This is a genomic window from Serratia sp. CY33802, assembly GCF_052169095.1.
Classification (GTDB): domain Bacteria; phylum Pseudomonadota; class Gammaproteobacteria; order Enterobacterales; family Enterobacteriaceae; genus Serratia; species Serratia bockelmannii.
On record NZ_JBJNLL010000002.1, the window covers coordinates 963,602 to 983,252 of the forward strand.

Sequence of the window (19,651 nt, forward strand, 5' to 3'; positions counted from 1 at the left end):
ACGATAAAAATGAGGCGAATGTCATGTCTGAACCACTCGTGATTGTATTTCCCATCTATCAAGGCGTCACCCAACTCGACTTCACCGGCCCGCTGCAGTTTCTGCGCCGCATGCCGGGCGCGGAAATCATCGTCGCTTCGGTAGACGGTGCGGATGTCGAATCGGAAGGCTTGCACTTCACTCAGCTGCGCCCGCTGCCGGAGATCGCGCGCTGCGACGTGCTGTGCGTGCCGGGCGGCAGCGGCTGCACCCAGGCATTACAGGATGAAGCATTCATGCGGCAAATCCGTCGGCTGGGCACCGATGCTCGCTACCTGACCTCGGTGTGTACCGGTTCGCTGATCCTAGCCGCCGCCGGGCTATTGCTGGGTAAACGCGCCGCCTGCCACTGGTCTATGCGCGATAGCCTGAAGCTGTTCGGCGCCATACCCAGCGCTGCTCGCGTAGAACGCGACGGCAACGTAATCAGCGGCGGCGGCGTCACCGCCGGCATCGATTTCGCGCTGGCGCTGATCGCCGAACTGCACGGCGAAGACACCGCTCAGACGATCCAACTTTATCTGGAATACGCCCCGGCCCCGCCGTTCGAGGGCGGCACGCCGGAACTGGCCCCGCCGCACATTTACGCCAAGGTACAGGCACAAATGGCGGAAAGCCTGGCGCGGCGCAGAGCGTTGGTGGCCCAAATCGTCCAAGGCTAGCGATCGGGCGTATACTTGCCCTTATGCGTCAGCCACATAAGGAGTAAGGAATGACCGATTTGGCCCACTACATTACGGACTACGGTTACTGGGCGTTGTTTATCGGCTGCCTGGCGGAAGGGGAGACCATCACGCTGCTGGGCGGCATCGCCGCCCACGAAGGGCTGCTGCACTGGCCGTGGGTGATCGCGGTGGTGGCGCTGGGCGGCATGATGGGAGACCAGTTGCTGTACTTCGCCGGCCGCCGGTTTGAAGGCCGCGTCATCTCGCGGCTCAAGGGACAGGAAAAGCGCATCGCGCGCGCCAGAAGGCTGATCGCTCGCCACCCGATGCTGTTCGTTATCGGGGTGCGCTTTATGTACGGTTTCCGCATCATCGGCCCGGTGCTGATCGGCGCCAGCCGCCTGCCGCCGTCGCGCTTCGTACCGCTCAATATCCTCGGCGCTATTTTATGGGCGACGATCTTCGTCATGCTCGGTTATTTTGGTGGCCAGGCGATCGAACGCTTCGTTACCGGCTTCGACAAAAAACTCTCCGGCCTGCTGTTTGTCGCGCTGGCGATCGCCGCCATCCTGCTGGTGCGTTTCTGGTGGCGTAAACGCCACCCGGAGTAAGCAAACGCAGCGGGCGTCAGCTTTCCTGCGGCGCCGTGCGCATCAGCTCGACCAGCTCGCGCGCCGCCTTGTCCAGCGGGCGGTTCTTCAGCCAGATCAAATGCATCGGCAAGCGCAGCTCGTTCTTGGTATTTTTGAATTTCAGCCGCACCAGCCGCCCCTGCGCCAGCAGCGGCTCGGCCAGCGACAGCGGGAAATTGCCCCACCCCAGCCCCGCCTCCACCATGTTCAGCGCCATCGGTAGGCTGTCGGTGCGCCAATACGCCTCCGCCACCTGCGGACGCAGATCGCCGATCGGCAGATCGCGGCTGGCCACCATGATCTGCCGCACGTTGACCAGATCTTCGAGAAACAGCTCACCCGCCGCGCCGTCCAGCGCCGGATGCTGCGGCGACAGCATCGCCACCAGCGATTCCGCGCCGACGAAGTGAAACTGTTCCGCGCTGTTGACGTTCAGCCCGCCGAACGCCAGACAAACGCCGATGCGCTCCTGATGCAGCATGTGCAGCACGTCGTCCTGCGGCGCGCTGAGCACTTCAATGTTCAGCAGCGGATAACGCTGCGACAGCGTTTTCACCGCCGCCAGCAGGCCGGCGCCGTTAATATCCGACGCCACGCCGATCGAAAGCCGGCTCTCCAGCCCCTGGGATAGCTCGATGGCGTGCACCTGCAGCTGCTTGAGCTGCCCGGCGATCAGGCGGGCGTGCGGCGCCAGGGCCAGCGCCAGCGCGGTCGGCGTCGGTTCGCGGTGAGAACGGTCGAACAAGGCGAAACCGAGCTCCGCCTCCATGTTGGCGATGCCCATGCTGACCGCAGACGGTACGCGCCGCAACGCGCGGGCGGCGGCGGAAAATGAGCCGCGGTCGAGCACCGCCAAAAACAGTTCGATGTTGTCGCTGGAAAAATTCATCGCTCAACCTGTCAGAAAAACTGACAGCTCCTGACTTTTTCTATCAATGTGATTGACGTTATCTTAGCCGCCGTCGCCACAGAGGCAACTAAAAACAGATCGGGAGAAAACGATGCAAGGCGTCAAACGCAAACTGGTGTATGTCACCGCTTATGAAATCATCGGCATGGCGATCTCGGCGCTGGGGCTGGCGCTGCTGTCGGGCCATGCGCCAAGCAGCACCGGGCCGCTGGCGGTGGTGATCACCACCATCGCGGTAAGCTGGAACTTTATTTACAACTATTTATTCGAGTGGTGGGAAAGCCGCCAGGTGTCGCGCACCCGCACGCTCAAACGCCGCATTTTGCACGCCGTCGGCTTTCAGCTGACGCTGGTGGTGTATCTGATCCCGCTGATCGCCTGGTGGATGGGCATCACGCTGTGGCAGGCGCTGCTGCTGGATATGGCGCTGATCGTCATCATTCCTTGCTACACCTTCCTGTTTAACTGGGCGTTCGACAAGCTGTTCGGCCTGCCGGCTTCGGCTCTGCCGGCCGGTGAATCCGCCTAAGCCTGCTCCTCGTCCGATTCGCCTGCGCACGCTCATTGCCGCGCAGGCGCCATCGCTTTATTTTCCGCCCGCCTTCCCCCCTCACGCGAAATAACCTCCAAATCCCTTTAATTTGCACGGTAATTATTATTCTGTGATTTCAATCACTTTTATCGTTCGATATTTCCGTGTTGATAATGAGACTCATCTTACTGAATAATATGCGCTTTTGTTTTCAGTTTAAAAAATACACACCATTGTTCACACTTTGTACGCAGGTTTTTTTGCCACATTTATCGGGAAACGGTAGCATGCCACGCCGTTATTTAATGGCGGCTGTATACACAATAAACAGCGGAATGATGCCACGACCTCATTCTCATTACGATTGTTAATGGCAATCGTTTGCTCTGCAGCTCAGAGCGGAGTTCATCATAGACAGGTAAACAGGACGGATAATGCACTCACAAAAAAAGTCGGCGGATGACAAACACGCCGCCAGAAGACGCTGGCTAGACTCTCATGAATCCGGTTATCACAAAAGCATGGGCAACCGGCAAATCCAAATGATCGCCATCGGTGGCTCTATCGGTACCGGCTTGTTCCTCGGTACCGGCGGCCGTCTCGAGTTGGCCGGGCCGGCGCTGGCGCTGGTCTACCTGGTGTGCGGGATTTTCTCTTTCTTCATCCTGCGCGCGCTGGGCGAACTGGTGCTGCATCGCCCTTCCAGCGGCAGCTTCGTTTCTTACGCCCGCGAGTTTCTCGGTGAGAAAGCCTCTTACGTCGCCGGCTGGATGTATTTCCTCAACTGGGCGATGACCGGCATCGTCGACATCACCGCGGTGGCGCTATATATGCACTACTGGGGCACCTTTGCCGACGTGCCGCAGTGGCTGTTTGCCCTCGGCGCGCTCGGCATCGTCGCCACCATGAACATGATCGGCGTGAAGTGGTTCGCCGAGATGGAGTTCTGGTTCGCGCTGATCAAGGTCGTCGCTATCGCGCTGTTCCTGATTGTCGGCGTCGTCTTCCTCGGCACCGGCACCCCGGTCGCCGGCCACACCACCGGCATGCACCTGATCACCGAAAACGGCGGCATGTTCCCGCACGGCCTGCTGCCGGCGCTGGTGCTGGTGCAAGGGGTGATCTTCGCCTTCGCCGGCATCGAGCTTATCGGCACCGCCGCCGGCGAGTGTAAAGATCCGGCTAAAATGATGCCCAAAGCGATCAACAGCGTGATCTGGCGTATCGGTCTGTTCTACGTCGGCTCCGTGGTGCTGCTGGTGCTGCTGCTGCCGTGGAACGCCTATCAGGCCGGCCAAAGCCCATTCGTGACCTTCTTCAGCAAGCTGGGCGTGCCTTACATCGGCACCATCATGAACATCGTGGTGTTGACCGCCGCGCTGTCCAGCCTCAACTCCGGCCTCTATTCCACCGGCCGCATCCTGCGTTCACTGGCGATGGGCGGCTCCGCGCCGAAGCTGATGGCTAAAATGAGCAGCCAGCAGGTGCCTTACGCCGGCATCCTGGTTACCTGCGGCATCTACGTGATCGGCGTGGTGCTCAACTACCTGGTGCCGTCGCGGGTTTTCGAGATCGTGCTAAACATCGCTTCGCTGGGCATCATCGCCTCCTGGGCGTTTATCATCGTTTGCCAGATGCGCCTGCGCAAAGCCGTGCGCGAAGGCCGTGCGCAGCCGGTATCGTTCAGAATGCCGGGCGCGCCGTTCACCTCCTGGCTGACGCTGGCGTTCCTGCTGGTCGTCGTGGTGATGATGGCGTTCGATTATCCGAACGGCACCTGGACCATCGCCACCATTCCGGTGCTGGCGGTGCTGCTGACGCTGGGCTGGTTCGGCCTGCGCAAGCGCGCGCAGGAAGTGAAGCGGGAGCAGCAGGCTCACGAAGAGCAGAACCCGCACTGAATCGACAAACCGCCCCCTGGGGCGGTTTTTTTATCCGCTATAACCGGCCGTAAAACGTCATTCTGGCGCTTTCCGACAGCATGACATCCGGCTGCGCATTGTAGGCCAGCACCACCAGCATGCGCGTGGTGTCGCCTTCGGTCGGCGTCACCCGGTGCATGGCGTTACGCCCGCGAAACAGCACTAAATCCCCCTCCTCCATCGCCAGCTGTTTGACCGCCCGCTCACCGTCCAGCACCTGCGTGACCCCGGCATAGTTCATCTCGCCGCGGTCGGCGTCGCGCAGGTTCTCCACGTATTCGAAACGGCCGCCCCCCTGCGGTTTCTGGATCAGCAGCGTGATGGCGAACGAGGAGTTGTCAAAATGCCAGCCCAGCTCCTGACCGGTGTGGGCGTAATGCAGGTTGATCGACGACAGCCGATCGGCGTAGGGATACAGCTGCGCCTCATCCAACACCGCGCAGAGAAACTCGCGAAACGCCGGAGCGTCGTACAGCGCACGCAGCGGCGACTGCGATGGGATATCCTCGTCGGTAATGCAGCCCTTGGATGACACCACCAGCCGGTTGCGCGCATGGTCGGCCGGCAGCGCGTCGTCCTGCGGCCGTAGATACACGTTGTGTTTGCTGCTGGCGTAAAACGCCGCGTGGTGCTGTTCGGCACCTTCCAGCCTTACCGTCGCCAGCGCGGCGGGGCGCAGAAATCCCGGCAGCACCAGCGCGCCGGCGCGCGCCAGCGTTTGCCTGCAACGGGCGCGGAATGCGGCGTCGTCGATGGGATGGGCGGACAGATCGATAATATCGGCAAGTTGCGGCATGACGTTCCCCTCGTGTGCGATAGCCGGATGCTTCTCACTGTAGCGAATGGCGCATTGCCGCCATAACAAAAATACGTTATGGATAAGCTAACGAATTCTTAGCGATAGTCCTGCCCATGCCGCCACCGTCCCGTGCTCGCCTGCCCAAGCTGAGCGCCATTCTGGCGTTCGAAACCGCCGCTCGCACCGGCAGCCTGGCCCGTGCGGCGGATGTGCTGGCGCTGACCGCCGCCGCCGTCAGCCAGCAAATCCGCCAGCTCGAACAGCATCTGGGCATCACGCTGTTCATTCGCGCCAAAAGCGGCGTCACGCTGACCGAACAGGGCGCGGACTACCTGGCCTACGTGCAGGAGGCGTTCGAAACGCTGCGCGTGGCGCAGCAGCACGTCGAACGCCAGCGCGGCAAACAGGCGCTGACGGTGTTCGCCCTGCCGGCGCTGGCGTCTAAATGGCTGAATCCGGCGCTGGGCGACTGGCTGGCGCAGTGCCCCGACGGCGATTTGCGGCTGCACGCCACCCATGCGGCGGTCGATTTCGCCCATTCGGCGGCGGATTTCGCCCTGTGCTTCGGCGCTCAGGATTACCCGCTGCTGGAAAAGGTGCAGCTGTTTCAGGATTGGGTGCAGCCGGTGTGCAGCCCGGCGCTGCGCGAGTGCGGCGACTGGACGCAGCTGCCGCTGATCCACGTCGACTGGGGCAAGGAGAGCCAGTTTTTGCCGGGCTGGCACGAGTGGTTCACCGCCGCCGATCGGCCGCCGCCGCCGCGGCGCGGGCTAACCTATAACCTGACCTCGCTGGCCATCGACGCCGCCGTGCAAGGGCGCGGAGTGCTGCTCGGCCAGCGGCGGCTGATCGCCCGTGAACTGGCGGAAGGCCAGCTGGTCACCCTGGCCGAACCGGCGCTGCGGCTCAGCAAACCCTACTACGTAGTTTACCCGCCGCGCACGCTGGAAAAACCCGGCGCAGCGGCGTTTCTGGCCTGGTTGCAAACCCTCGTATCTACAGACCAAACCTGAACCCCGGCGGCGATGTTTGCTGGCGTCAGGCACAACCTTGAACGCTTAAGCCTCTCACCTCAGCCTGTTAATTTATCTCTGCCGACCGGGATCGCGAACCGATTCGCCCTTCGGCCACAATGTCATTTCCCTATGCCGCCGCCCCTGCAATCGCCATATTGCATCGGCCTCTTATTGTCCAAAACGAGGGCTATTCCATGATTTCATTAAATGATTACGCCAACCTGCGCAGCTATGCCGGTAGCGAAACCGCGGTGATGCTCGAAAACCGCTACCATCACGGCGTATTTACCCGAGACGATACGGATACCACCAGCCAGGACAACGGCGTCACCCTGCTCGTCGACGCGCAAAACCGCCGCTGGAAGCGCATCATCAATGACGGCGATTACAGCATCGATTGGTGGCACCTGCCGGGCGATGAACTGGATTACTCGCTGACCATTACCCGCGCGTGCAACTTCTTGCAGGTCAAAGGCGAAGAGTGGTGGCAGTTGCCTATCCCAACGACCCCGGCGGGGATTACTCTGGTTGGTCCCGGCGGCGTTCGCTCTTGTAAAACCACCGCGAACCTGAAGCTGTGGAAAAACGCCGTCGATTTTAAGGGCACCATTCTGGACTTCAGCGGCGCCACCAACATCGAGTGCGTACGCGTGCAATATTCGCTGGGAGCGCCGGCGATTTATAACCTGCGCATCGTGGGTGCCCCTGGCGCGGCGGCCAACCTGCGCGGCCTGTGCGTCTACAGCGATGCCTCAAACATGCACGGCCTGCCGGCCTGCCAACTGCTGGTGCAAAACGTCTGGCTGACCAACCTGTATAAAGGCATCGTCTTTGGCAATAACGCCTATATTCAGAGCTGGCATAGCATCATGGTGCGCGGCTGCTTCTGGCCGATCTGGTCTGAAACCACCGCTAACGCCGGCGAAAAAATCGTCTTCTACAAATGCCTGTTCGGCGACAGCAGAAACTATTATCAGGGGGTGCATGCCTTGGCCTTCCGCGATTGTTCATTCGACTACAGCGGCTTTAGCAATGAAACCGAACAGTTGGCCAATACCGACTATGGTTTGTTCGACCTTAAGGGCGGCACGCTGGACTTCAAAAATTGCCACTTCGAATGGGGCAACGCCAATTGCCGCAACTACCGGCCGGTCTTTACCAGCAACAACGGCGGTACGGTAAAAATCAAAGACAGCCAATGGCACAGCGTGATGACCAACAACACCGATGCCGGCAGCAACGTGCCCTACCAATACGTCGAGTATTTCTTCTTCGATAAGTCCAGCGATCTGAGCGGAAAATGTTATATCGACGGTTTCGATCTGGTGAACGCCGACATTAAAAAAGGCTGGTCCAACAACCATATTGAGATGAAAAAGATCGTCGCGCCCGGCTACATCAACATGTGGCGCCTGCTCTATCTGGGCGATGGCGTCAACCATCTGCCGGAGCCGAGCTGGAAAGAGAGCGGCGCGCTGGCATTGAATAACGTCTATGCCTTCGGCGGCGCACGCCTCTCGCAAACGGAGACCGCCGATCTGGCGGTGACGCTGCAAAACGGCGTGCTGACCGCCACCACCAAAACGGCGACGACAACGGACAAACGCGTCGAGATCTACTTCCCAATCGCGAAAAACGATCTGGTACTGTGGCGCGCCACGCTGGCAAACCTGAAAGGCCAGAGCAGCCTTGATGTCACCATCGGCACTTACCAAGGCAAGTATGTCCTGAATGGCGATGCCGGCGTCACTACCCTACTTGAAAAAGCTTGCCAGTGGGGGCGCACCGGCACGGTAACGCCGGCCGCTTCGGCAACGATGACCTCGGATCGCATCACTGCGCTTAACTCGTCGGAATATTTGCCGTTGCCTGAGGGCTATGTCAATTATGCCCGCATCGCCATCGTGCTGAAAAACTTTGTCGGCAGCGCCGCTCAGCCCACCTCGGTGGACATCACCCAACTGTTGTGTCAAAAGATCGACATCGTCTCCCGCAACCCGCGTAAATCCTGGTAACCGAACGGGCCCCGTCAGGGGCCTGTTTGCCATTAACGCGCGGTATAACCGCCGTCGATGCTGTAAAACGCGCCGGTGGTGAAACTGCTGTCGTCCGAAAGCAGAAAAGCCACCGTTTTCGCCACCTCTTCCCGCGTCGCCATCCTCCCCATCGGGTGCGAAGCGGCCATCTGCGCCCGCGCCGACGCTGGCAGTTTCCCCATCGCTGGCGTATCCACATAGCCCGGCCCGACGGCATTAACGCGCACGCCGCGCGTGGCGAATTCCAGCGCCGCCGAGCGCGTCAGGCCCAGCACGCCATGCTTGGCGGCGGTATAAGGTGCGATCCCGGCAATGCCCACCACGCCGTTGGCGGAAGAGAGGTTCACCACCGCCCCGCCGCCGCCGGCGACGATCGCCGGCAGGCCGTACTTCATGCCGAAAAACGTGCCGCTCAGGCAGGTGGCGATCACCTCATGCCAATCGTCGACCGCGTACCGATCGATATCCACCTCGTGCGGGCCGGTGATCCCGGCGTTGTTGACCAGCAGATGCAGCGCGCCGCAGCGCCGCACGATCTCTTCAATACCCTGCCGCACCGACGGCGCATCGCGCACGTCCATCCGCAACGTCATCACCCGTCGGCCGTCGGGATCGAGCCGCGCGGCGGCGGCGGCGAGAGGCACTGCGTGGCGGCCGGTCATCACCACCGTGGCGCCGCGCCGAAACAGCTCGCCGGCGATCGCTTCGCCAATGCCGGTGGACGCGCCGGTCACCAGCGCCACCCGATGTTTGAAATCTTGCATAGCCGTTCTCCTGTAACGTTGAACTCAGGGGAACAGGCTAGCGCCGGCAAGTGACAGTTTGCGGCAGCAGCGACAGCACAGCACGTAATGCGCTCACAAACGCCGCAAAGCCCGCTATTTTATGCCTACTTTTTCTCATGCGAGACACCCTGTGGATACCCAACGCTACCTGCAGCATATCGGCTTTACCGGCGGCGCCCGCCCTGACCTCCCCACGTTGCAACAGCTGCACCATCGCCACATGCTGAGCGTCCCGTTCGAGAACCTGAGCATTATTTATCATCAGGGTATTCAGCTGACGCCGGAGGCGCTGTTCAGCAAGGTGGTCGAGCGTAACCGCGGCGGTTTCTGTTATGAGCTGAACACGCTGTTTGCCCTGCTGCTGCGGGAGATCGGTTTCAAGGTGAGCTTCATCTCCGGCGAGATCCGCGCGCGCGACGGCCATTTCGGCCCGCCCTACGACCATCTGGCGCTGCGGGTGGATCTGGCGGGGCAGGCCTGGCTGGTGGACGTCGGTTTCGGCGATTCCTTCCTGACGCCGCTCAAAATCGTCGTTGCCGAGCCGCAACCGCAGGCAAGCGGCACTTTCCACCTGGAGCGGGAAGGCGAGTATTACCTGCTGGAGCGCCGCAACGGCGACCAACGCTCGCATGCCAAAACCCTGTATCGCTTTACCGTTCAGCCGCGCGAATTGCCTGAGTTCGACGAGATGTGCCACTTCCACAGCACCTCGCCGCAGTCGCATTTCACCCAACGCCTGGTGTGCTCACGGCCGACGGAGCACGGCCGGGTGACCCTCAGCGACATGAAGCTGATCGTGACCGAAGATCACCAGCGCCACGAAACGACGCTGCATTCGGAAGAGGAACGCCGCGCCGCGCTGTGGCAGCATTTCGCCATCGATTTGGATCGTTGACGACGCCGGTGGCGCCCTTTTATTACGATTCTGTTACATCGATTGCATAACCGCGCTTGGCTGATTGCCAGCACCGCGGCGGCAGGCATCATAGGGTCATGATTCGGCAACAGAGTGCGAAAATGATCCGTGTGATACTGGTGGATGACCATGTGGTGGTGCGCTCCGGCTTTGCGCAATTGCTCAGCCTCGAGGACGATATCGACGTGGTGGGGCAATACAGCAGCGCGGCGGCGGCCTGGCCGGCATTGCTGCGCGACGACGTCAGCGTCGCGGTGATGGACATCGCCATGCCGGATGAAAACGGCCTGAGCCTGTTGAGACGCCTGCGGGCGCAGAAGCCGCAGTTCCGCGCAATCATCCTCAGCATCTATGACTCCCCCACCTTCGTGCAGAGCGCGCTGGACGCCGGCGCCAGCGGCTATCTGACCAAACGCTGCGGGCCGGAAGAACTGGTGCAGGCGGTGCGCTCCGTCGAGATGGGCGGCCATTACCTGTGCGCCGACGCGCTGCGGGCGCTGCGCGGCGGCGAGCAGCCGGCCACGGCGCTGGAAGTGCTGACCCCGCGCGAGCGTGAAATATTCGATCTGCTGGTCAGAGGCGACAGCGTAAAGGAGATCGCTTTCAAGCTCGATCTCAGCCATAAAACGGTACACGTACATCGCGCCAACGTCCTGGGCAAGCTGCAGTGCAACAGCACCATTGAGCTGGTGCATTTCGCCCTCGATCATCAGCTGCTGGCGGGGCATTGATGTCACTCCGTTCACGGCGCTGGGTTATCTCGCTGTTTATCCTGTTGGCCTGGGGCAGCGGCTGGCTGATGCTGTGGACGCTCGGCTTCTATCTGACCCACAACGGCAATCAGGCAGCGCTGTTTCTGTCTCACGGCGTCTATCTCGCGCTGCTGATCTTGCTGGCGCGCCGCTATTGGCCCGCTCTGATAATACCGCCGGTGCTGCTGCTGTTCTGGCTGCACGGCGAACGCCTGCTGAGCGGCTACGGCCTGCTGGCCGCGCCGTTCATCACCCTGCTCCCGGCCGCGCTCGCGCAGCGATTCTGGCGCCGTTTTCCGCTCTACTGGCAGCGGCTGACGCTGCTGCTGGCTACCGTGACCGCCGCCTCGCTGCTCAATACCGCCCTGCTGTCGCCTTTCGCGCACAGCCCGGCGATGTTGCTCGGCCTGGCGTCGTTTACCGGCGGCGTTTTGCTGACCCCGTTCGTCTACCTGATCTTTGAATTTCTGCGCCAACAGCACCGTTACCACCTGCTGGGGCTGGACACCACCAATCCGCCGCTGCGCGCCTCCTTAATCATCTGGTGCAGCCTGTTTTTCGTTATCGGCATCGGTACGCAGATGGTGCTATCGCCGGAAATCGAGCGCCTGCTGCTGATCGTGGTGTTTTTGCCGAACGTGGTGATGGCGTGGAAGTTCGGTTGGCAGGGCGGCGTGTTGTCCGGCCTGCTCGGCAGCATGATGATCACCCTCGCCCGGCAGGTCGGCGTGGGGTTCGGCAATCTGGTCGAGCTGGAAATCTTTCTGGCGACGCAGGCGCTGCTCGGCATCGGCCTGGGCATCGCCATCAGCCGCCAGCAACACCTGGCGCAAAACCTGCACCATTATCGCCGACGCCTGGAAGAAGAGCTGGCGGCGCGGCGGGCGCTGACCGAAAAACTGATCCACACCGAAGAAGACACGCGAAAAAACCTGGCGCGCGAGCTGCACGATGAAATCGGCCAGAACATCACCGCGATTCAAATCCAGTCGCAGCTGGTCAAGCGGGCGCGCGATCCGGCGCAAACCCAGGCCGCCGCGAACCAGATAGCCGATCTCGCCCGGCGCATTCATCACTCCACGCGCCAGCTGCTGCGCCAGCTTCGCCCGCCCGCGCTGGACGAGCTGGCGTTCAAAGACGCGCTTCACCACCTGCTGAATGAATTCGCCTTTAGCGAACGGGGCATCCGTTGCCATTTCGACTACCGACTCATCGACACGCCCGCCGGCGAGACGGTGCGCTTCACACTCTACCGGCTGCTGCAAGAGCTGCTCAACAACGTGTGCAAACACGCCGAAGCCAGCGAAGTCGCCATCGTCTTGTATCAACAGGGTGAGCTTTTGCACCTCGAGGTGCGGGACAACGGCATCGGCATCCGTGCGGACAAGGAGCCTGGCTTCGGCATTCAGGGGATGCGCGAACGGGTCAGCGCACTCGGCGGCGAACTGACGCTGGAAACGCAGCGCGGCACCCGGGTAATTGTTAACCTGCCCACAAATTTGCAACAAACCGCCGACTAACTAGGAAAAAGTCTTAGCCACTCCGGACTTTCTCTCATCCCCTTTCCCTTTCACCTTCTTATAGTCAGCACCAGGGAGGCGGCTATGCAAGCACGCTCGGCATCTGAAATCGATCATCGTTACCGCGCGCTGCGCCCGCGACTGCTGCTGTATATGGTCATCGGGTACGCCGCCTTTTACCTGACGCGCAAAAGCGTGAATTACGTGCTGCCGGCGCTGCAAACGGATTTGGGGCTGGATAAAGGGGACATTGGCCTGCTCGGCTCGCTGTTTTATCTGAGCTACGGCCTGTCGAAATTCGCCGCCGGGTTGTGGCACGACGGCCATGGGCAGCGCGGGTTTATGGGGATCGGCCTGTTCGCCACCGGTTTGCTGAACGTGGCGTTCGCCTTCGGCGAATCGCTGACGCTGCTGCTGGCGGTCTGGGCGCTGAACGGCTTCTTTCAGGGCTGGGGCTGGCCGCCCTGCGCGCGGCTGCTGACCCACTGGTATTCGCGCAATGAGCGTGGCTTCTGGTGGGGCTGCTGGAATATGTCGATCAACCTCGGCGGCGCGATCGTGCCGTTGATCAGCGCCTTCGCCGCCCAGCGCTGGGGCTGGCAGGCGGCGATGTTGATCCCGGGGGCCGTCAGCATGGTGCTGGGCATCTGGCTCACGCGGCAGCTGACAGGCACGCCGCAGGAAGAAGGCCTGCCGTCGGTCGGCCAGTGGCGCCACGATCCGCTGGAGCTGCGCCAGGAACAGCAAAGCCCGCCGATGGGGCTGTGGCAGATGTTGCGCACCACGATGCTGAAGAACCCGATGATCTGGCTGCTCGGCGTCTCTTACGTGCTGGTCTACCTGATCCGCATCGCGTTGAACGACTGGGGCAACCTGTGGCTGACGGAAAGCCACGGCGTCAACCTGCTCAGCGCCAATGCGACGGTGATGCTGTTCGAGATAGGCGGCCTGCTCGGTGCGCTGTTCGCCGGCTGGGGTTCGGATGTGCTGTTCGGCGGGCAGCGCGCGCCGATGATTTTGCTGTTCACGCTCGGGCTGATGGTTTCCGTCGCCGCGCTGTGGCTGGCGCCGGTGCATCACTACGCGCTGCTGGCGGGCTGTTTTTTCGCGGTGGGCTTCTTTGTCTTCGGCCCACAGATGCTGATTGGCCTCGCCGCCGTGGAATGCGGGCACAAAGGCGCCGCGGGCTCCATCACCGGCTTTCTCGGCCTGTTCGCCTATCTGGGGGCGGCGCTGGCGGGCTGGCCGCTGTCGCGGGTTATCGAAGGCTATGGCTGGTCAGGCATGTTCAGTTTGCTGTCGATCGCCGCCGTTCTTATGGGTTTATTGCTGATGCCGCTGCTGATGGCGAGCGTTACCACCTCTACCGAGAGAAGGATAAAACAATGAAAAAAACGTGGGTCACTACCCTGATAGCATCCGGCATCGCGTTGGCCACGCTGAGCGGCGCCGCGCACGCCAAGGGCCGCCTGGTGGTTTACTGCAGCGCCACCAATGAAATGTGCGAAGCGGAAACCAAAGCCTTCGGCGAGAAATATGACGTGAAAACCGCGTTTATCCGCAACGGTTCCGGCAGCACGCTGGCAAAAGTGGACGCCGAGAAGAAGAACCCGCAGGCGGACGTCTGGTACGGCGGCACGCTCGATCCGCAATCCCAGGCCGGTGAAATGGGGCTGCTGCAACCGTACAAATCGCCCAACCTCGAACAAGTCATGACGCAATTCCGCGATCCAGCCAAGCTGAAAGGCAACTACTCCTCGGCGGTCTACGTCGGCATTCTCGGCTTTGGCGTCAATACCCAGCGCCTGAAAGAGAAAAACCTGCCGGTGCCCAAGTGCTGGAAAGACCTGACCAAACCGGAATACAAAGGCGAGATTCAAATCGCCGATCCGCAAAGTTCCGGCACCGCCTACACCGCGCTGGCGACCTTTGCCCAACTGTGGGGAGACGATCAGGCGTTCGATTACCTCAAGCAGCTGAACGCCAACGTTTCGCAGTACACCAAGTCCGGCATTGCCCCGGCGCGCAACGCCGCCCGCGGTGAAACGGCGATCGGCATCGGTTTCCTGCATGACTACTCGCTCGAAAAAGAACAGGGCGCGCCGCTTGAGCTGATCTCGCCGTGTGAAGGCACCGGCTACGAAATCGGCGGCGTCAGCATCCTCAAAGGCGCGCGCAACCTCGATAACGCCAAACTGTTCGTGGACTGGGTGCTGTCGAAAGAGGCGCAGGAGCTGGCGTGGAAGAAAGGCAAATCCTATCAGATCCTGACCAACACCACCGCCGATACCTCGCCGAACTCGCTGAAGCTCGACGATCTGAAACTGATCAACTACGACATGGACAAGTACGGCTCGACCGAGGTCCGCAAGGCGCTGATCAATAAATGGGTCAGCGAAGTCAAGATGGGTAAATAAACCCACATTCTGCGCCTGTTGCCGGGTAAGCTTCACGCCTTACCCGGCCTGAACATCCGGGAAACTTATGTCACATACACATGCACTCCATCTCGTGAAAAAACGAGATGCGATATTCCTTTGGGTTTTGCTTGGCTGGCTGGCGTTCGCCCTGCTGCCGAGCTGGAGCCTGGATTACGGCCTGCTGGAATCCACCGGCGATGAAATCCTCGCGGCCTACGGCTGGTCACACCGCAATATCAGCTGGCTTTGGTGCCTGTTGCCGAGCCTATTGCTGCTTCGCCCCTACGCCGCGGCGGGCGGTGAACGGCGGCGGCGGCACGCGTTCGATGCCGGCTGGGCGCTGCTGTGCATGGCCTTTATCGTCGTCAGCGCCACGGTGGCGGGACGCGGTTTAGGCTACGCCACCCTGGTGCAATTGACCGCGCTGGGCGCCATCATGACGCTGGCGCTGACCCGCCTCGACTGGCTGGGCGGCGACCGTTTCGTTATCGGTGCGCTGGTCACCATCGTGGCGCTGATCGGCGTCTTCATCGTCTGGCCGAGCATCGCGATTTTCATTCCGATGTTCACCGACCAGACGGGGGCATTCGCGCCGCTGGCGTTTATGAACGTGCTGTCGCAGGCGCATATCGTTCAGGTGATCCTCAACTCCATCGCCCTGTCGATCGCGGTGGGCGCCGGCTGCACCTTCTTCGGCCTGGTGCTGGCGATTTACACCACCCGCATCGCCAAGCGCAGCGCCATTATCGGCCGCATCTTCTCCATCCTGCCCATCGTCACGCCGCCGTTCGTCGTCGGCCTGGGCGTCACGCTGATGATGGGGCGTTCCGGCTACGTCACCGAGTGGATGGTGGCCTGGTTCGGCCTGACCAACACCAACTGGCTGTACGGTTTTACCGGCATCTGGCTGGCGCAGGTGCTGGCGTTCACCCCGATGGCGTTCATGATCCTCGACGGCGCGATCAAGACCATTCATCCTTCGCTGGAAGAGGCCTCCTACACCCTGCGCGCCAGCCGTTGGCAAACCTTTAACGGCGTGTTCGTGCCGCTGCTGAAACCGGCGCTGGCCAACGCGTTTCTGATCGTGGTGGTGCAATCGCTGGCCGACTTCAGCAACCCGCTGGTGCTCGGCGGCAACTTCGACGTGCTGGCGACGCAAATTTATTTCTACATCACCGGCTCGCAGCTCGACTATCAGGCCGCCAGCACCCTCGGCGCCTTCCTGCTGCTGTTCTCGCTGCTGGTGTTCTGCATCCAGTACCTGTGGATCGGCAAGCGTTCCTACGTCACCGTGTCCGGCAAATCCTACCGCGGCGACGTACAGCCGCTGCCGGTCACGCTGGTGTGGGGCGTGATCGCGTTGCTGGCGGTGTGGATAGCCTTTAACGCCCTGCTCTACGGCAGCATTTTCTACGGCAGCTTCACCGTCAACTGGGGAGTGGATTACACGCTGACGCTGGATAACTTCATCAAGCTGTTCGGCCAGGGCATGAGCGACGGCGCGTGGCCTTCGCTGCTCGACACGCTGCTGTACGCCGGGATCGCCGCGCCGATCACCGCCGCCTTCGGCCTGCTGATCGCCTGGATCGTGGTGCGCCAGCAGTTCAAGGGCAAAAAGACCATCGAGTTCACCACCATGCTGTGCTTTGCGGTGCCGGGCACCGTGGCGGGCGTCTCTTACATTCTCGCCTTTAACAGCGCGCCGGTGTACCTCACCGGGACGGCCGCCATCGTGATTATCTCGATGGTGATGCGCAACGTGCCGGTGGGCATTCGCGCCGGGATCGCCGGGCTGGGCCAGATAGACAAATCGCTGGACGAAGCCTCGCTCAGCCTGCGCGCCGGCTCGCTGCGCACCATCACGCACATCCTGCTGCCGCTGCTGCGCCCGGCGATCCTGTCGGCGCTGATCTACAGCTTCGTGCGCGCCATCACTACCGTCAGCGCCATCGTCTTCCTGGTCACCCCCGATACCCGCGTGGCCACCGCCTACATCCTCAACCGCGTGGAAGACGGCGAATACGGCGTGGCGATCGCCTACGGTTCAATTCTGATCGTGGTGATGCTGGCGATTATTTTCCTCTTTGACTGGCTGATCGGTGAGGCACGCATCTCCCGTTCAAAAGCCAAAAACCAGGCGTAATGGAGCCCATGATGAGCCAGAAAAATTTCGTTGAACTGCGTAACGTCTCCAAACGGTTCGGCAGCAACACGGTAATCGATAACATCACGCTCACCATCCCACGGGGGCAAATGGTGACGCTGCTCGGCCCTTCCGGCTGCGGCAAGACCACCATTTTGCGCCTGGTCGCCGGTCTGGAGAAACCGAGTGACGGGCAGATATTCATTGATGGTGAAGACGTTACCCATCGTTCCATCCAGCAGCGTGACATCTGCATGGTGTTTCAGTCTTATGCCCTGTTCCCGCATATGTCGCTGGGGGAGAACGTCGGCTATGGGCTGAAGATGCTCGGCATTCCGCGCGCCGAAGTGAAAGCGCGCGTGCAGGAAGCGCTGGCGATGGTGGATCTGGCGGGGTTCGACGATCGCTATGTCGATCAGATCTCCGGCGGCCAACAGCAGCGCGTGGCGCTGGCGCGCGCGCTGATCCTCAAGCCGAAAGTGCTGCTGTTCGACGAGCCGTTGAGCAATCTCGACGCCAACCTGCGCCGCAGCATGCGCGAAAAGATCCGCGAGCTGCAAAAGCAGTTTGATATCACTTCGCTGTACGTTACCCACGATCAGAGCGAGGCTTTCGCGGTCTCCGACACCGTGCTGGTGATGAACAAGGGCCATATCATGCAGATGGGCTCGCCGCAGGATCTCTATCGGCAGCCGGCGTCGCGCTTTATGGCGAGCTTTATGGGGGACGCTAACCTGTTCCCGGCCAACTTCAGCGCCGATCATGTCGATATCAGCGGCTATCGCCTGCCACGTCCTGCGCATTTTGCCGCCCAGGGCACCGGCACGGTGGGCGTGCGACCGGAGGCGATCACGTTGAGTGAGCATGGCGATGAAAGCCAGCGCTGCGTGATCCAACATGTCGCCTACATGGGGCCGCAGTATGAGGTGACGGTGGCATGGCACGGGCAGCAGATTTTGCTGCAGGTTAACGCCACCCGCCTGCAGCCGAACGTCGGCGAGCACTATTATCTGGAAATTCATCCCTACGGCATGTTTATGCTGGCGGACGCGGCATAATAAGCATCACCCTTAAGCGTTAGAATAACGGTCATTCCGTATGGAATGACCGGAAATAATTGCCAAAAAAAACCGTATTTATCTATTTTTACAATTCCGCCCAAGTCCTTGTTCAGCCGAGAAATAAACACATCCGCATTCATTAAAAAATAACCAATAAGGCCACCGAGGGTGATATTTTTATTTGGATAGGGTAAGCTTAATCCCGCAGTCGAAATTATTTAACGGCCAACTCAAGGAGAAATTCATGAGCAACAATGCAAACGCACAGGCGCAGCTGGATAATTTACGCAACGTCGCTTCCCAGCTGAAGGAAATGCGCCACTATGCGCAGGCGAATACCGAGACGCTCTCCGCACACTGGCTGGCCTTCGATCAGGGGGAATGCAAAAATAAGGCGTTCGCCGAAGCCATTAACGACCTGTTAAATAAACAGGGCGCCTGCCTGGAAGGGCTGGAAAAAACCATTCAGGATATCGAGATAGAATTAAATCGTCTTGATAAAGCCGCCTGATAATACATATTTAAATAAACCCGCCGCGCGCGGGTTTATTTTTAGCTGCGGCAGATGACGCGCGCAATATCCCCTGACGTCGTCAGCGCGCGTATTTCGCTGAACAGTTCAGTTGCTTCATCATATTCTTTACGCAAATAGCCCAGCCACTGTTTGATGCGCGCCACGTGATACAGACCGGTGTCGCCCTGCTTTTCCAGATGGACGTATTTTTGCAGCAACTCAACCACCTGCGGCCAGGGCATACGCGGTTCGTTATACTTCACCACCCGGCTCAGGTTCGGCACGTTGAGCGCGCCGCGCCCCAGCATGATGGCGTCGCAGCCGGTCGCCTGCAGGCAATCCTGCGCGCTCTGGTAATCCCAGATCTCGCCGTTGGCGACAACCGGGATGCTCAGCCGCTGACGGATCTCACCGATCGCCGCCCAGTTGATGCGATCCGCCTTGTAACCGTCCTCTTTGGTGCGGCCGTGCACCGTCAGTTCGCTGGCGCCCGCCTGCTGCACCGCATCGGCGATTTCAAAGCTGCGACTGGAGGAATCCCAGCCCAGACGCACCTTCACCGTGACCGGCAGATGGGCCGGCACCGCCGCGCGCATCGCCTTGGCGCCCTGGTAGATCAATTCCGGATCTTTGAGCAGCGTCGCCCCGCCGCCGCTGCCGTTCACCAGCTTGGACGGGCAGCCGCAGTTGAGATCGACGCCGTAAGAGCCCAGCTCTACCGCACGCGCGGCGTTCTCCGCCAGCCACTGTGGGTACTGCCCCAGCAGCTGTACCCGCACCTGCGTGCCCGACGGCGTGCGGCTGGCGTGACGCAGCTCCGGGCACAGCCGGTAGAACGACTTGGCCGGCAGCAGCTGATCGACCACGCGCAAAAATTCGGTGATGCACAGATCGTAGTCGTTCACTTCGGTGAGCAACTCACGCACCAAAGAGTCGAGAACGCCCTCCATCGGAGCCAATAATACGCGCATGACCAATCCCAGCTAAAA

At 60.8% G+C, this 19,651-nt stretch carries 18 protein-coding genes; 14 read left to right on the forward strand and 4 right to left on the reverse strand.

Annotated features, from left to right (window positions below):
• Positions 1 to 23: 23 nt before the first annotated feature.
• Together ACJ8HA_RS11185 and ACJ8HA_RS11190 are read left to right on the forward strand one after the other, a co-directional pair.
• Positions 24 to 701 carry a DJ-1/PfpI family protein gene (locus ACJ8HA_RS11185; RefSeq protein WP_442515341.1) on the forward strand — a complete coding sequence of 226 codons (678 nt, stop codon included), beginning with the start codon at positions 24 to 26 and terminating at the stop codon, positions 699 to 701.
• 50 nt (positions 702 to 751) lie between these two features.
• Positions 752 to 1,315: a DedA family protein gene (locus tag ACJ8HA_RS11190; RefSeq protein ID WP_025301947.1), complete on the forward strand. Its 564-nt coding sequence runs from the start codon at positions 752 to 754 to the stop codon at positions 1,313 to 1,315.
• A 16-nt stretch (positions 1,316 to 1,331) separates the two neighbouring features.
• Here ACJ8HA_RS11190 and ACJ8HA_RS11195 read toward each other — a convergent pair whose 3' ends face one another.
• On the reverse strand, positions 1,332 to 2,225 hold the full coding sequence (locus ACJ8HA_RS11195) for a LysR family transcriptional regulator (protein ID WP_025301946.1): 894 nt from the start codon (positions 2,223 to 2,225) through the stop codon (positions 1,332 to 1,334).
• Between the two features lie 112 nt (positions 2,226 to 2,337).
• Between ACJ8HA_RS11195 and ACJ8HA_RS11200 the strand changes: the two genes are divergently transcribed.
• Both ACJ8HA_RS11200 and ansP read left to right on the forward strand, forming a co-directional pair.
• The gene (locus ACJ8HA_RS11200) at positions 2,338 to 2,775 is read left to right on the forward strand and encodes a PACE efflux transporter (RefSeq protein WP_004939694.1); all 438 of its coding nucleotides are present in this window, start codon (positions 2,338 to 2,340) and stop codon (positions 2,773 to 2,775) included.
• Between the two features lie 437 nt (positions 2,776 to 3,212).
• A complete protein-coding gene (gene ansP / locus ACJ8HA_RS11205; protein WP_025301945.1) occupies positions 3,213 to 4,679 on the forward strand; it encodes an L-asparagine permease in 1,467 nt (488 codons plus the stop codon).
• A gap of 37 nt (positions 4,680 to 4,716) precedes the next feature.
• Here ansP and ACJ8HA_RS11210 read toward each other — a convergent pair whose 3' ends face one another.
• On the reverse strand, positions 4,717 to 5,496 hold the full coding sequence (locus ACJ8HA_RS11210) for a HalD/BesD family halogenase (RefSeq protein ID WP_025301944.1): 780 nt from the start codon (positions 5,494 to 5,496) through the stop codon (positions 4,717 to 4,719).
• Positions 5,497 to 5,612: 116 nt separating this feature from the next.
• Here ACJ8HA_RS11210 and ACJ8HA_RS11215 point away from each other — a divergent pair, with 116 nt between their 5' ends.
• The gene (locus ACJ8HA_RS11215; protein ID WP_197758569.1) at positions 5,613 to 6,512 is read left to right on the forward strand and encodes a LysR substrate-binding domain-containing protein; all 900 of its coding nucleotides are present in this window, start codon (positions 5,613 to 5,615) and stop codon (positions 6,510 to 6,512) included.
• A gap of 197 nt (positions 6,513 to 6,709) precedes the next feature.
• Entirely contained in the window at positions 6,710 to 8,530 is a 1,821-nt protein-coding gene (locus ACJ8HA_RS11220; RefSeq protein ID WP_049203821.1) for a hypothetical protein, read from the forward strand.
• Between the two features lie 32 nt (positions 8,531 to 8,562).
• Here ACJ8HA_RS11220 and ACJ8HA_RS11225 read toward each other — a convergent pair whose 3' ends face one another.
• Entirely contained in the window at positions 8,563 to 9,315 is a 753-nt protein-coding gene (locus ACJ8HA_RS11225; RefSeq protein WP_060447604.1) for an SDR family NAD(P)-dependent oxidoreductase, read from the reverse strand.
• A 151-nt stretch (positions 9,316 to 9,466) separates the two neighbouring features.
• Between ACJ8HA_RS11225 and ACJ8HA_RS11230 the strand changes: the two genes are divergently transcribed.
• The 8 genes from ACJ8HA_RS11230 (at position 9,467) to ACJ8HA_RS11265 (ending at position 18,659) form a co-directional block, all read left to right on the forward strand.
• Positions 9,467 to 10,231, forward strand: coding sequence for an arylamine N-acetyltransferase family protein (locus tag ACJ8HA_RS11230; RefSeq protein ID WP_319868993.1), 765 nt, complete (start codon positions 9,467 to 9,469; stop codon positions 10,229 to 10,231).
• A gap of 122 nt (positions 10,232 to 10,353) precedes the next feature.
• Positions 10,354 to 10,983 carry a response regulator gene (locus ACJ8HA_RS11235; RefSeq protein ID WP_442515342.1) on the forward strand — a complete coding sequence of 210 codons (630 nt, stop codon included), beginning with the start codon at positions 10,354 to 10,356 and terminating at the stop codon, positions 10,981 to 10,983.
• Positions 10,983 to 12,524 (forward strand): MASE1 domain-containing sensor histidine kinase, encoded by a 1,542-nt coding sequence (locus ACJ8HA_RS11240; RefSeq protein ID WP_060447605.1) that lies wholly within the window; start codon positions 10,983 to 10,985, stop codon positions 12,522 to 12,524. Before ACJ8HA_RS11235 ends, ACJ8HA_RS11240 begins: the two co-directional genes overlap by 1 nt.
• Before the next feature lie 60 nt (positions 12,525 to 12,584).
• Positions 12,585 to 13,913 (forward strand): MFS transporter family glucose-6-phosphate receptor UhpC, encoded by a 1,329-nt coding sequence (gene uhpC, locus ACJ8HA_RS11245; RefSeq protein ID WP_227257841.1) that lies wholly within the window; start codon positions 12,585 to 12,587, stop codon positions 13,911 to 13,913.
• Positions 13,910 to 14,941 (forward strand): ABC transporter substrate-binding protein, encoded by a 1,032-nt coding sequence (locus tag ACJ8HA_RS11250; protein WP_043136733.1) that lies wholly within the window; start codon positions 13,910 to 13,912, stop codon positions 14,939 to 14,941. Before uhpC ends, ACJ8HA_RS11250 begins: the two co-directional genes overlap by 4 nt.
• Before the next feature lie 67 nt (positions 14,942 to 15,008).
• On the forward strand, positions 15,009 to 17,087 hold the full coding sequence (locus tag ACJ8HA_RS11255) for an ABC transporter permease (protein ID WP_060447606.1): 2,079 nt from the start codon (positions 15,009 to 15,011) through the stop codon (positions 17,085 to 17,087).
• A gap of 11 nt (positions 17,088 to 17,098) precedes the next feature.
• Positions 17,099 to 18,145 carry a ferric ABC transporter ATP-binding protein gene (gene fbpC / locus ACJ8HA_RS11260; protein WP_025301935.1) on the forward strand — a complete coding sequence of 349 codons (1,047 nt, stop codon included), beginning with the start codon at positions 17,099 to 17,101 and terminating at the stop codon, positions 18,143 to 18,145.
• Positions 18,146 to 18,392: 247 nt separating this feature from the next.
• The gene (locus ACJ8HA_RS11265) at positions 18,393 to 18,659 is read left to right on the forward strand and encodes a hypothetical protein (RefSeq protein ID WP_004939738.1); all 267 of its coding nucleotides are present in this window, start codon (positions 18,393 to 18,395) and stop codon (positions 18,657 to 18,659) included.
• A 41-nt stretch (positions 18,660 to 18,700) separates the two neighbouring features.
• On the opposite strand, the gene dusC is transcribed toward ACJ8HA_RS11265, so the two are convergent.
• Positions 18,701 to 19,633 carry a tRNA dihydrouridine(16) synthase DusC gene (gene dusC, locus ACJ8HA_RS11270; RefSeq protein WP_025301934.1) on the reverse strand — a complete coding sequence of 311 codons (933 nt, stop codon included), beginning with the start codon at positions 19,631 to 19,633 and terminating at the stop codon, positions 18,701 to 18,703.
• Positions 19,634 to 19,651 lie beyond the last annotated feature (18 nt).

Excerpts from the sequence above, each read along its gene's own strand:
- ACJ8HA_RS11250 (WP_043136733.1), top strand. The coding sequence starts at position 13,910 with ATGAAAAAAACGTGGGTCACTACCCTGATAGCATCCGGCATCGCGTTG.
- ACJ8HA_RS11225 (WP_060447604.1), bottom strand. The coding sequence starts at position 9,315 with ATGCAAGATTTCAAACATCGGGTGGCGCTGGTGACCGGCGCGTCCACC.
- ACJ8HA_RS11195 (WP_025301946.1), bottom strand. The coding sequence starts at position 2,225 with ATGAATTTTTCCAGCGACAACATCGAACTGTTTTTGGCGGTGCTCGAC.
- ACJ8HA_RS11220 (WP_049203821.1), top strand. The coding sequence starts at position 6,710 with ATGATTTCATTAAATGATTACGCCAACCTGCGCAGCTATGCCGGTAGC.
- ACJ8HA_RS11235 (WP_442515342.1), top strand. The coding sequence starts at position 10,354 with ATGATCCGTGTGATACTGGTGGATGACCATGTGGTGGTGCGCTCCGGC.
- fbpC (WP_025301935.1), top strand. The coding sequence starts at position 17,099 with ATGAGCCAGAAAAATTTCGTTGAACTGCGTAACGTCTCCAAACGGTTC.
- ACJ8HA_RS11255 (WP_060447606.1), top strand. The coding sequence starts at position 15,009 with ATGTCACATACACATGCACTCCATCTCGTGAAAAAACGAGATGCGATA.
- ACJ8HA_RS11200 (WP_004939694.1), top strand. The coding sequence starts at position 2,338 with ATGCAAGGCGTCAAACGCAAACTGGTGTATGTCACCGCTTATGAAATC.
- ACJ8HA_RS11190 (WP_025301947.1), top strand. The coding sequence starts at position 752 with ATGACCGATTTGGCCCACTACATTACGGACTACGGTTACTGGGCGTTG.
- ACJ8HA_RS11240 (WP_060447605.1), top strand. The coding sequence starts at position 10,983 with ATGTCACTCCGTTCACGGCGCTGGGTTATCTCGCTGTTTATCCTGTTG.
- ACJ8HA_RS11215 (WP_197758569.1), top strand. The coding sequence starts at position 5,613 with ATGCCGCCACCGTCCCGTGCTCGCCTGCCCAAGCTGAGCGCCATTCTG.
- ansP (WP_025301945.1), top strand. The coding sequence starts at position 3,213 with ATGCACTCACAAAAAAAGTCGGCGGATGACAAACACGCCGCCAGAAGA.
- dusC (WP_025301934.1), bottom strand. The coding sequence starts at position 19,633 with ATGCGCGTATTATTGGCTCCGATGGAGGGCGTTCTCGACTCTTTGGTG.
- ACJ8HA_RS11185 (WP_442515341.1), top strand. The coding sequence starts at position 24 with ATGTCTGAACCACTCGTGATTGTATTTCCCATCTATCAAGGCGTCACC.
- ACJ8HA_RS11210 (WP_025301944.1), bottom strand. The coding sequence starts at position 5,496 with ATGCCGCAACTTGCCGATATTATCGATCTGTCCGCCCATCCCATCGAC.
- ACJ8HA_RS11265 (WP_004939738.1), top strand. The coding sequence starts at position 18,393 with ATGAGCAACAATGCAAACGCACAGGCGCAGCTGGATAATTTACGCAAC.